Source organism: Streptomyces sp. NPDC047453, assembly GCF_040643155.1.
Classification (GTDB): Bacteria; Actinomycetota; Actinomycetes; order Streptomycetales; family Streptomycetaceae; genus Streptomyces.
This window is the reverse complement of record NZ_JBEYTS010000125.1, coordinates 1-11,614: the sequence shown is the minus strand read 5'-3', so window position 1 is coordinate 11,614 and position 11,614 is coordinate 1. Positions and strand designations below refer to the sequence as shown.

Sequence of the window (11,614 nt, the reverse complement as noted above, 5' to 3'; positions counted from 1 at the left end):
GTGGAAGTCCTCGTGGTGGGCGAGAACGAGGGCGGCCAGGCCCACGACGTGGGCGGAGGCGGTGCTGGTGCCGTCGAGAGCCATGTAGCCGCCGTCGGGGGCGCAGGAGAGGACCGACACGCCGGGGGCGGCCACATTCACTGCGGGGCCGTGGCAGCTGAACGGCGCGGCGAACAGCCCTTCCGGTGTCAACTGCAGCCCGGTGTGGGTGGCCTGGGAGGTGCCGGGTGGGTAGGTGCCGAAGGCGCCCAGGGCGCCCACGGCGAAGACAGTGGGCAGCGAGGCGGGGAAGACGACCGGTCCGCCGGTGTCGCCTGCCGGGGCGATGCAGGCGATGCCCGCCGCGGGGCGTCGGCGAGTTTGACCGTCGGACAGCCACCGCGGTGACCCGGAGCAGTTCAGGGGAGGTCCGGCAGGTAAAGCGAGCGTTCACTTGGGGTGAGGGACCTATGGACTGCCTGCTGAATCTTTGTTATCGCGGAGAGGGGGCTAGGAAGGGAAACCTCCCACAGCCGCACCGTGTTGTCATCGCCGCCGCTGGCCAGGCTGCGGCCGTCAGGACTGAACGCCACCGACCACACGCTGCCGGTGTGCCCGGTCAAGGTCGCGCGCAGCCCACCGGTCCTCACATCCCACAGCCGGACCTTCTTGTCATCCCCGCCGCTGGCCAGGCTGCGGCCGTCAGGACTGAACGCCACCGACTCCACGACGTCGGTGGCGTCTGCGGTAGTGCGCAGCTGGCCTGTCGCCATGTCCCATAGCCGGACTGTCGCGTCGCTGCTGCCGCTGGCCAGGCTGCGGCCGTCAGGACTGAACGCCACCGAGAACACGCCGCTGGTGTGCCCGGTCAAGGTCGCGCGCAGCCCACCCGTCGCTACATCCCACAACCTGACCTTGCCATCGGTCCCGCCGCTGGCCAGAGTGCGGCCGTCGGGACTGAATGCCACCGTTCCCACCGCGTCGGTGTGCGCGTCCAAGGAGGCGCGGAGGTTTCCGGATGCTGCATCCCATAGCCGGATCTTCCCGTCATCCCCGCTGCTGGCCAAGGTTCGGCCGCCCGGACTGAACGCCACCGACTCCACGTTGCTGGTGGTGTTCAACGTGACGCGTAGTCGGCCCGTCGCTGCGTCCCACAACTGGATGTACCCATCGTCTCCGCCGCTGGCCAGGGCGCGGCCGTCCGAACTGAACGCCAGGGATTCGGCACCATTGGTGGCCTTTGAGGTGACGTGTGGACCGCCCGTCGCTGCGTCCCACAGCCGGACGTTTCCGTCCTCGCCGCCGCTGGCCAGGGTACGGCCGTCAGGACTGAACGCCACCGACTCCACGTTGCCTGTGTGTCCGATCAAGGTGGCCCGCAGCCCGCCCGTCCCTACATCCCACAGCCGGACGTTTCCGTCATCACCGCTGCTGGCCAACGTGCGGCCGCCCGGACTGAACGCCACCGACCTCACGAGCTGGGTCCGCCCGTCCAAGGCGGTGCGCAGCCGACCGGTCGCTATATCCCACAGCCGGACCTTCCCGTCATCACCGCTGCTCGCCAAGGTTCGGCCATCCGAACTGAAGGCCAGCGCCTGCACAGCTTGGGCGTGTCCGGTCAGGGTGGTGCGCAGCTTCCCCGTCGTCGCGTTCCACAGCCGGACGTTCCCGTCGCCGCCGCCGCTGGCCAGGGTACGGCCGTCAGGACTGAACGCCACCGCCCACACGCTCCCGCCGTGCCCGGTCAAGGTGGCCCGCAGCCCGCCCGTCCCTACATCCCACAGCGAGACCTTTCCGTCATCACCGCCACTGGCCACAGCGCGGCCGTCCGGACTGAATGCCACCGACCTCACGATGTCGGTGACATTCAAGGTGGCGCGCAGATGGCCCGTCCCCACATCCCACAGCCGCACCGTCTTGTCATCCTCGCCGCTGGCCAGGGTGCGACCGTCAGGACTGAACGCCACCGACTCCACGGCCGCGGTGTGCCCGGTCAGAGTGGTGCGCAGCTTCCCCGTCGTCGGATCCCACAGTCGTACTGCCGTGTCATCGCTTCCGCTGGCCAGGGTGCGGCCACCCGGACTGAACGCCACCGACCCCACGGCCGCGGTGTGCCCGGTCAGACGGTGCTGGAGTGGCAGCGCTGCGGCAACGAAGAGGCTGGCGGTGGCCTCCTTCGTCGGACTGGTCTGGTACGCCTGGACTGCCAAGAGTGAGGCCAAGTCGGGGTTGGCCGCCAAGAGGCTGGACGACTGGGCGGCCAGCTGGCGGGAGAGCGCCATCCGCTGAGCGGTGAGTGCCTGCTGTCGCTGCTGCTCGCTGGCCCGATATTGCTGCCACGCGAGCAAGCCGGCGGTAAGGGCGAGTACAAGCAGAATCGACAACGTCACGGTGAACTGGCGCAAACGCCGAGTAGTACGGTCGGCTGCCTCTTCTTCGCGACGGCGTGCAGTGGCACTGCTGGTAAGGAAGTCTCGTTCCAGAGAGGTGAGGTCCCTCTCAGCGTATTGAAGGCAAAAGGTCTCTTCAGCTGCCGTGAGCCGTGTGCCGCGGTACAGCGCGCCTGGGTCACGGTCGAGGTCGTTCCAGGTGCGGGCGGCTTCGGTGAGCTGGCGGTGAAGGCGCAGTCGATCGCGGGCATCGTCGATCCACTGCCGCAGGCGCGGCCAGGCGGTGATCAGGGCTTCGTGGGCGAGGTAGACGGTGTCGTGGTCGAGCGTGAGCAGGCGGGCGCGGGCGAGGCGGTCGAGAACGATGACCGTGTCGGTGGAGTTGCCGAAGTCGAGTTCCGTGCGGTGGGCGGGCCGTCGGGTGTCGGGGGTTCCCTCGCCCGGGGTGATCAGGCGCAGCAGGATCCGGCGGGCGAGGTCGGCCTGGTCCGGGGTGAGGCGGGCACGGGCGTCCTCTGCGGTGCGGGCGATCGCCCCGTGCAGGCCGCCCGCCGCCTGGTAGGCCTCGAGTGTGAGGGCGCGGCCTTTGCGGCGGCGCCACGTCTCCAGCAGCGCGTGCGACATCAACGGCAGCGCGCCGGGTTCGTCCTCGACCTCGTCGAGGATGCGGGTGGTCAGGGCGCGCTCGACGATCAGCCCGGCCTTCTGGGCGGGCTTGACGATGGCCTCGCGTAGCTCGTCGCGGCTCATCGGCCCGGCCAGCACAGTGGCGTCCTGCAGCGCGGCGGTCAGCTGGGGATGTGCGGCGCAGCGGCCGAGGAAGTCGGCGCGTACCGCGATCACGACACGCAGCCGGCTGGCCGGATCGGTGGCGGCCAGGAGGCGGTCGATGAACTCGTCCCGTTCGGCGGAATCAGTACACAGGGTGTACAGCTCTTCGAACTGGTCCACGACCAGCCACGTGTCGCCATCCCCATCGGCCGGCTCCAGGCGCTCGGCGTGAGCGCGCAGGGGATGCTCGCCGGGGGTGAGGACGCGCAGCGCCGCCGGCTGCGGGCCGCCCCGACCCGGGCTACGGAGGCGAGGGATCAAACCGGCGCGCAGCAGAGAGGACTTGCCGCTGCCCGAGGACCCGAACACCGCGGTGAAACGACCGGAACGGGCCTGCTGGAACAGGCGCTCAGCGAGTTCATCGCGGCCGAAGAACAGACCGGCGTCAGCGAGTTCGAAGCGCGCCAGACCCCGATACGGAGGCTCGGCATCCTCGTCCTCGGCCCGCGGTTCGGCCGCTGCCTCCGCGGCCGCCTGACGCCAGCGCTCCTCCCACTCTTCGGCGTCACCGCCGCACGCCTCCACGTAGGCAAGGACGACCGGCAGGGTCGGCAGCCGCTCCCCCGCAGCCGCCTGCGACAGCGTGCTCGCCCCCTGACCGGTGCGCTGCGCCATCACCCGATACGTCGGACTCCCGGCCTCCACACGGAGCTTGCGTAGATCGAACGCGAGCCGCGCAACCGGCCCGGCACTCGGATCCAACGGGCTCTCGCGGCGCCCCGCCATCAACAGCTCCCCTCCCCGACCCGCCTCCTCCGTGGACACGGCACTGCGGCCCGAGAAGCTACGCGCGCCCGCGGCAGGAGAGCAAGCCACAGGCGTCTTCTTTGGTCAGTCGCAACTCGGCGCCCATGACCTGCGACGCCGCCATTGATCAGAGTGGCAAAACACGCTGCCCATTCAATCCTCAAGGCGGAAATGTCGAGGTCAGGCAGTCACGGACAGCCGCCTTGGCACGTCCGGCCAGACAGAACAGACCCGAGAAGAAGGGAATCGGATCATGCAGGTATACAAGCGGCTCGCACTCGCCGCCACGGCGCTCACCGCGGCCGGCGGGCTGGCTGCGGCTGTCCCCGCTCAGGCGGCCCCTCCCGCCGCCATAGCAGCACAGGGAACACAGGCGGCTAAAAGCGGCTTCCCCGGCATCTTCCAGTGGCTTCCGGAGCACTTCAGCGGCCCCTGCATCACCGCCCACGGAGGTGTACGCAAGGGAGCAAAGCTGGACCAATATCGCTGCGTTGGACAATCGAACCAGAAGTGGTATATCGAAGGGCCGACCAGCATTTACAACGACTACCGGATTCATCCGGCGAAGCACATGAACCTCTGCGTCGACATCCCCAACAACTACCGCAAGGGCACACAACTCATCCTCTGGAACTGCAACGGCCGCACGAACCAGCTTTTCCTCTTCCAGTGCGGCGGCTCACGCCGCCACTGTCAGATCTGGCCGTACCCGGGCGGCCACCACGACAAGTGCCTGTCAGTGAAGGGCGGAAAGCAAGCCAACAACACCCCCCTGATCTTGTGGCGATGCAATGGAGCCCGGGACCAGAAGTTCACCTTCCGCTGACCAGCGTCTGTCCTGGCCCGGGGAACTGGCTAGCGGGCCTGCTGAACGACCCTGACCAGGGCTGAACTGGGGGTTGAGGTTCCCCCGGGTCGGCAAGAACACCCGCCACAGGCCCTCGGCCGCCCCGGAAAACCTGGGCGACCCGCACCTGACGAAGGGAAAACGATGGGAATCAATTGCCGTGTTGCCGGTATCGGCGCGCTCCTGCTGGGCGTTGCCGCACTGCCGGTCGTTTCGACATCGGCTGCCGCCGCACCGACAGCGCCGACGGGCGAGTCGGCACGGACGTCAGCCGTGAATCAGGGGGCCGTACGTGCCGGAGGCATCTGGTATTTCCGGGCCAAGCACAGCGGAAAGTGTCTGACTGTCCACGGGGCCAGCACCGCCAAGGGGGCCCCGGTCGACCAGTACACGTGCGTGGGCGCAGCCAACCAGCGCTGGAGGCTGATGTACACGGATACGTTTGGACTCGCCTACCTCGTCAACGAAAAGAGCGGGAAGTGCCTGGATGTGCTGGGCGGAGGCAAGTCCAACGGAACCAAGATCGTTCAGTGGGACTGCAACAGCCGCAGCAACCAGGTCTTCCACGCCAGGAATCTCACGGGGTACATGGCCCTGAAGCCCTCCCACGTGCCGTCGAAGTGCCTCGATGTTCCCGGGGCCTCCCGGCAGAACAACACCCGGCTGGTCCTGTGGACCTGCAAGAACGTCAGTAACCAAGCGTTCAAGCCGGTCCCCGCCTAAGAACCGATGAGGACGACGAAATGAACAGGACCAAGACCCTCCTGGTGGCGACGGCGGCCGCAGCGAGCATGCTCGGGGTGGTGCCATCCGCTACCTCATCCGCTGCGGCGCCCGCGCCCGACACCGGCGTGCATGCTGCGGCCGCACCCATTCCCGGCGTGCACTACCTTCGGCCAGCCCACGCGCCCAGCAAATGCATCACCGTGCACGGCTGGGACACCAGCAGCAACGCAAAGATCGACCAGTGGACGTGCCAGGGCCAGCGGAACCAGCGCTGGAACTTCATGGCGAACAACTACAGGTACTGGATCAAGTCCGACCTCAGCAGCAAATGCCTCGACGCGGTCGATATCGCCAAGGGCCGCAAGGTGATTCAGTGGCCCTGCAAGAACAGCCTCAACCAGTCCTGGAACCCCGTCCCCCGCGGGAAGAACCGCTTCCAGATCGTCGTGGGCACGCGGTGCCTGGACGTTGAAGGCGGCAGTAAGAGCAACGGCGCCCGACTCATCGTGTGGAACTGCAAAAACGTCCCCAACCAGTTGTTCTATCTGAACTAGCGCACCCAGGGACCCGGTCATGGTCGCCGAGTGGGTGTCGTTCAACGTGATCGACACGGAGAAGCAGGACTGGGCTCGCGGCTGGGCGAAGCTGAAGGCGTACGTGGAGCGGGAGGGGAACGCGCGCGTGCCCTACGGACACCGGGAGGGAGCGACTCCGCTTGGGCAGTGGGTCGCAGAACAGCGAAGGGCGTATGGGGCCGGGCAGATGAGCGGCCAGCGCGCCCGGCGACTGGAGACGCTGGGCATGGTCTGGTCGGTGGTCGATGAGCGGTTTCAGGAGAACCTGGAGGCGGCCCGCGCCTACTACGACCAGCACTGGACCCTCTGTGCGCCCCGGACCGCGGCTGCTCTTGACCGGCCGGTGGGGCAGTGGTTGAGCAACCTCCGGCGTCCGGGTGCGCTGGACGGACACCCGGAGTGGGAGCGGGCGCTCACGGAGATCGATGAGCACTGGAACCCGGCGTGGCCGGCGGACTGGCAGCGGCACTACGCCGCGCTGCGGGAGCTGGTGCGGGATGAGGACCAGGCCGACGTCCTGCCCGGCGTGACCGTGCACGGGATGGACGTGGGACGGTTTCTGGCGAAACAGCGTCAGCATGCCGTCTGGCAGGGGCTGATGGAGGGGCAGCGCGAGCTCCTGGAGCAGATCGGCGTCGTGCCGCTGCCCCCGAAAGCGGGAGCGCCCGCGAAGGCGTCCAGGGGCGCTTCTGGGGCCTTCGAGCGCGGCGTAGCGGCCCTGGCGCAGTACAAAGCCCGCACAGGCTCTGTGACGGTTCCCAGGGCCCACGTAGAGGCGTTGCCGGACGGGTCGGAGGTGAAGCTCGGGGGTGTTCCTGTCGAACACCAAGACCCGGCGCACCAAGCTCACCGCCGACAAGCTCCAGGCACTGGCCGCCCTCGGACTCAACTGGGCGGCATCCTGACGCTGTCGGGCGGACCCCGGGCGCTGTGTGCGGCCCGGGGTCCTTCGCTGCTCCGGGCTTGCGACATCGCACTGGAGTGCGTGTAGGCACTGGGGTCCCCGGCCACTCCCTCTACGCGCTATGCGGCGGCCGGGAGGTTTGACACCGTTTCTCGTACACGATCCGGTGCCGATCCGGCTGCGGACCGCGGCATTCGGATCTTGCTCAAGAATCGGTCGATTCTTGAGCGGCAGTGGCAAGCCCAGGCACCGCTTGATGCTTCGCCGTGATTTGGTGAGAGCTGTATCAGGCCAGTGGTCCGTGCTCGGGTGTCGGATCCGTATCGGCGGGCAGGGCCGTGCCACCTAGCCTCAGAGGCAGACGCTTGGACCGGGGCCCTGGGAGGAGGGCGGCGGGGATGAAGCCGATGAGCGTGAAGGTCAGCATCCACCAGAAGCTGTTGCCGTAGGCGCTCGCAATGTCCCGGGTTCCGGGCAAGGCCGACGTGTTCGGAAGCTGGATGGCCAAGATGATGGCGATCACGGCGGTGCCGAATGACGCACCGAGCCGTTGAGCGCGGCCGGGGTGGGGAACCGCTCACGGTCCTCACCCATCTCTGCCAGCAGAGTGGCCGCGCAGGAGCGTCCCATGCAGGGGAAACTGAGGAAGATCGGCGCGTCTGGGTGGACGACCAGGAGCTCATCGACGCGTTTGTTGAGGATGCGGATGTGGTCGTTGAGCAGGGCGAGTTGCTCGGCGAACAGGACAGCGGTCAGCTGCTTGCCGGAGGTTGTGCCCGGTGCCGCGGTCAGCAGGTGTGCACGCAGTCGCTCCACCAGTACTTCGGGGCGGGTGCGGCCGGAGTAGCCGTGGCGGCCGATGAACGCCTTCATCCGCTCGGGTCCGATGTGACGGGCCTGTCCCGCGTTCCGCGTAATTCGGAGCCTCTGGAGCAACGGCATGCCTACTGGCCTGCGGTTTCTCCTTGCCGGGCACCGCAGGCCGTTTCTCTAGTGCTCGATGTTTCCGCAGGTCAGGAGGGGTTCTGCGAGTGACCCGGAAGGCGCTGGGAGGCGGCCTCGGGCGAGCCAAGCCTGGTGCCACGATAGGGCGCGGCGCCATGCTCGGCGTGAGAGACGTCAACTTGCCCCGAACTGCTCGGGTTTGGCCAGCGACTCTTCGCTGCATTGTCGGTGGATAGACGCACATGGGCATCTCGCTGACCTGCGCGTTTCTCTATGCCTAGAGAAACGCCTCAGCAGCACCGCCAGAGGCATCTCCGCAGGTCACGTGCCATATCTGCGCTCTAGGCGTAGCGAATTGCGCGGAACGCAGGCCTGTTCGGGGGTCGGATAGTCCCGTAGGAACGCGAGGCTGATGTCGCGGTCGAGGGAGGAGAACAGGTGCAGCACGGCCGGGTGGTAGGACTCAAGGATGGCCCGCAGCTGATTCTCCAGGTCACGCTGGTTCCAGACGACGCGTTCGCGGTCGCGGATGACGGCCCGCAGCTCGGCCAGCTCCGCTGAGGCCAGGGGCAGCGGCCGCCAGTGCCGGTATTCGTGGCGGAGGCTGTCGGCCAGGACGAACGCGTCGAAGGCATCGTCCTTCTTCGGCGCCATCCGGTAGCGTTCCCGCGCCCTGGCGGAGATCTTCGGAGAGACGCAGTAGCAGGTGTGACCCGCGGCTTGAAGGCGCTCGACCAACAGGCCCTGGCCTCGTTCGATGGCGATCCCGGTCAGTGGTGCGTGACGACGCAGGTGCCGCTCCAGACGCTCAAGGCCGTCAGCGGTGTGCGCATAGCGCCCCCGGTGCACGACCTGGCCGGCCTCGTCCATGAGGCAGAGCTGCTGATGGGCGTTGCCCCAGTCGAGGCCGGCGAACACCCCGGCTGGGCCCACGAGGTTCGTGGATAACGAGTGATCCATGGCTTCCGTCCTGTCGGTCCAGGTCACCGACCGGGCGGCCCCGCTGGTACCTCATCTCGGCGCTCGAAGCGCAACTCCCGCTGGCCAGTTCGCGGCCCGCCTCCAGCGGGAGGGACAGGTCTGCATGGGGGCCTCGAAGGCAACGCGTCTGCATAGGTCCTCTCCCGCTGGCGCGGTGACCGGCGGGCATCTCCCGCCACCAAGGAGTGTGCACGGATGAGGTCTGCACGACGGTCTGGGGCCAGACGGTGTTCACCGCGTCGGGCAGGGCACTCAGACCGTCGCAGACCAGCATGAGCACGTCGCGGACGCCTCTGTTCTTGATCTCGGTCAGGACGGTCTGCCAGTACTTGGCGCCCTCGCCGCCGTCGCCGGCCCACAGGCCGAGGATCTCGCGGTAGCCGTCGGCGGTGACCGCGATGGCCACGTAGACGGGCCGGTTGGCGACATGACCGTCCCTGATCTTGACGTGCACGGCGTCGATGAAGACGACCGGGTAGACCGGATCGAGTGGGCGGGTGCGCCATTCCGCCATCGATTCCAAGGCCTTGTCGGTGATCGTGGAGATGGTCTCCTTCGTCGTCGTCATCCCGTACGTCTGGGCGAGGTGAGAGACGATCTCGCCGGAGGTCAGGCCCTTCGCAGTCAGCGAGAGCACCAGGTCGTCCAGCGCGCCGGTGCGGCGCGCGTACACAGGCAGCATCCGGGGCCGGAAGGTACCCAGCCGATCCCTGGGGACCTGCACCGTCACGGCGCCGACCTCCGTCATGACCTTCTTGGCCCGATAGCCGTTGCGCATGTTGCCACCCGAGCGGGACCCGCGCCCGCCGACCCGACCGGCCTCGGCGGCCAGATGCTCGTCCATCTCCGCCTCCAAGGCGGCCTGCATCAAATGCTGGGTCAACTCGGGCAGCAGCCCGCCCTCGCCCATCAGCCGCAGACCCTCCCCACGGACCTTCTCAGCCGCGAGCGCGGCCAGCTCCTCCAGCAACTCGAGGGACAGACCGTTCGGCGATACCGGCATCGACTTCACGTCGGCACCCTGAACACTGCCGTCGGCCACGGCAAGCGACACGCTGCCGGAGGTCTCGATCCGGTGATCCGTCGTCGTACTCATCAGGTGACTCCTTCGGGGAGCTTCACACCTGATTCATGACACTCCCCAAGCGGCATGCTGGTACTCGTGGAGTACGCCGCCAAGGCGGTCGCGTCTTCGTACCTCGAGGTGGGCGAGCCGGGCCGGGTCGATGATCGGCTCGGGCAACGGGCAGAGCGGGCGGACGTTGCCCATGCCCTGATGCGGTCGATGCGAGTTGTAGAAGCGCTCGAACTCGCATAGTACATGGAGCAGGTGACGCTGATTCCATATCAACGTGCAGTCCAGGAGCTCACGCCGGCAGGTCTGCACCCACCGCTCCATGACGGCGTTCATCCTCGGCATCCGGACGCCGCTGAGCACAACCTGGATTCCCGCGTCCTTGAGGATGCCGTCGAAGAGGTCGGGAAACTTGCCGTCCCGGTCCCGGATGAGAAACCGGGCCTGGCAGCCTTCGTCCTCGAGGTCCATGGCGAGGTTCTTCGCCGCCTGCGCCACCCAGGCCGCGGTCGGGTGCGCGGTGGCGCCCAGGATGCGGACCCGCCGGCTGGCGTGCTCGACGACGGCCAGCACGTGCAGACGGGCACCGGTCAGGGTAACCGCCTCGAAGAAGTCGCAGGCCAACAGGGCATCGGCCTGGGAGCGCAGAAAGTCGGCCCACGTGCTGGAGCCACGCTCGGGCGCTGGATCGATTCCGGCCTCCTTCAAGATCTCCCAGACCGTGGAGGCGGCGACCCTGATGCCCAGGACAAGCAGTTCGCCGTGCACCCTCCTGTAGCCCCAGTTGGGATTCTCGCGCGCGAGGCGGAGTACGAGGGCCCGTATGGAGTGCACGGTCCGCGGCCGCCCCGGGCGCTTGGGCCGGGACTGGGCAGCATGCCGACGCGCGACCAGGTCCCTGTGCCACCGCAGCACCGTCTCCGGGCGCACCAGCAGCCGCACCCGGCGCAGCACATCCATCGGCAGCCGATGCAGCAGCGCCGCCAGGAACGCCCGGTCGGCTGCATCGAACCGCGGCCTGTGCTTGCCCAGCTGCCGCTCCAGCACCGTGACCTGATGCCGCAGGGCCAGGATCTCGATGTCCTTGTCCCGGTCCCTGACCGGCAGTAGGCGTAGCAGCGCGAGCGCATTGCTCACGCCCAGGTAGGCCAGTCGCAGCAGCATGGGCGATCACGTTGCCGGGCTGATCGGCTTCAGCGCAAGAAGCGTCCTGGAGTGAGCGTCGATCGCGAAGGACGTCCACCTCCTCCCACCTGCACGGATGAGGTTTTCGGCAAGGACAACGCTCGGGCTCCTCCTCGCCGTGATCGTCACCGCGGCGAGCCTCTCCGAAAACGCCGTGGGAATACAACTCCTCGACCAGGCCAAGGAAACGCACCCGACCATCAGGAAAATCTGGGTCGACACCGGCTTCAAGAACGCCGTCGTCGAGCATGGAGCGAACCTGGGAATCGACGTCGAAGTCGTCAACAGAAACCCCGAAGTTCGCGGCTTCCAGGGTCTCAAAAGACGCTGGGTCGTCGAGATCTGTCAAGCACAGTGCACTCATGGAGTCTGTTGCTCTGTTGTCTCGGCGGTCTCGGTCCAGATGCGGCGGCTGTACCAGCCAGGCGG

The 11,614-nt window shown here is 67.6% G+C and carries 10 protein-coding genes and 2 pseudogenes; 5 read left to right on the top strand and 7 right to left on the bottom strand.

Features of this window, described 5'->3' with window-relative positions:
• A partial coding sequence (locus ABZ818_RS41035; RefSeq protein ID WP_361426948.1) for a S8 family serine peptidase occupies nucleotides 1-375 on the bottom strand: 375 nt, incomplete at its 3' end.
• A 23-nt stretch (nucleotides 376-398) separates the two neighbouring features.
• Nucleotides 399-3,926 (bottom strand): hypothetical protein, encoded by a 3,528-nt coding sequence (locus ABZ818_RS41030; RefSeq protein WP_361426945.1) that lies wholly within the window; start codon nucleotides 3,924-3,926, stop codon nucleotides 399-401.
• A gap of 274 nt (nucleotides 3,927-4,200) precedes the next feature.
• Between ABZ818_RS41030 and ABZ818_RS41025 the strand changes: the two genes are divergently transcribed.
• The 4 genes and pseudogenes from ABZ818_RS41025 to ABZ818_RS41010 all read left to right on the top strand — a co-directional run.
• Nucleotides 4,201-4,773, top strand: coding sequence for an RICIN domain-containing protein (locus tag ABZ818_RS41025; protein ID WP_361426942.1), 573 nt, complete (start codon nucleotides 4,201-4,203; stop codon nucleotides 4,771-4,773).
• A 165-nt stretch (nucleotides 4,774-4,938) separates the two neighbouring features.
• On the top strand, nucleotides 4,939-5,517 hold the full coding sequence (locus ABZ818_RS41020; RefSeq protein ID WP_361426939.1) for an RICIN domain-containing protein: 579 nt from the start codon (nucleotides 4,939-4,941) through the stop codon (nucleotides 5,515-5,517).
• 20 nt (nucleotides 5,518-5,537) lie between these two features.
• Nucleotides 5,538-6,074, top strand: coding sequence for an RICIN domain-containing protein (locus ABZ818_RS41015; RefSeq protein WP_361426936.1), 537 nt, complete (start codon nucleotides 5,538-5,540; stop codon nucleotides 6,072-6,074).
• Nucleotides 6,073-7,000: pseudogene (locus ABZ818_RS41010) on the top strand (helicase associated domain-containing protein); the annotation flags it as partial. The gene ABZ818_RS41015 and the pseudogene ABZ818_RS41010, both read left to right, overlap by 2 nt.
• Before the next feature lie 285 nt (nucleotides 7,001-7,285).
• On the opposite strand, the gene ABZ818_RS41005 reads toward ABZ818_RS41010, so the two are convergent.
• The 5 genes from ABZ818_RS41005 to ABZ818_RS40985 form a co-directional block, all read right to left on the bottom strand.
• A complete protein-coding gene (locus tag ABZ818_RS41005) occupies nucleotides 7,286-7,522 on the bottom strand; it encodes a hypothetical protein (protein WP_361426933.1) in 237 nt (78 codons plus the stop codon).
• The gene (locus tag ABZ818_RS41000) at nucleotides 7,519-7,872 is read right to left on the bottom strand and encodes a hypothetical protein (protein ID WP_361426930.1); all 354 of its coding nucleotides are present in this window, start codon (nucleotides 7,870-7,872) and stop codon (nucleotides 7,519-7,521) included. The genes ABZ818_RS41005 and ABZ818_RS41000 overlap by 4 nt, the downstream gene beginning before the upstream one ends.
• Nucleotides 7,873-8,265: 393 nt before the next feature.
• Complete coding sequence (locus ABZ818_RS40995) at nucleotides 8,266-8,814, bottom strand: transposase (protein ID WP_361426927.1); 549 nt, start codon at nucleotides 8,812-8,814, stop codon at nucleotides 8,266-8,268.
• Nucleotides 8,762-10,021 carry an IS256 family transposase gene (locus tag ABZ818_RS40990; protein WP_361426924.1) on the bottom strand — a complete coding sequence of 420 codons (1,260 nt, stop codon included), beginning with the start codon at nucleotides 10,019-10,021 and terminating at the stop codon, nucleotides 8,762-8,764. The genes ABZ818_RS40995 and ABZ818_RS40990 overlap by 53 nt, the downstream gene beginning before the upstream one ends.
• Nucleotides 10,022-10,054: 33 nt before the next feature.
• Nucleotides 10,055-11,164, bottom strand: a complete 1,110-nt coding sequence (locus ABZ818_RS40985; RefSeq protein WP_361426921.1) for an integrase core domain-containing protein — start codon at nucleotides 11,162-11,164, stop codon at nucleotides 10,055-10,057.
• Nucleotides 11,165-11,282: 118 nt separating this feature from the next.
• Between ABZ818_RS40985 and ABZ818_RS40980 the strand changes: the two are divergent.
• A pseudogene (locus tag ABZ818_RS40980) lies at nucleotides 11,283-11,525 on the top strand (IS5/IS1182 family transposase); the annotation flags it as partial.
• Nucleotides 11,526-11,614: the final 89 nt, after the last annotated feature.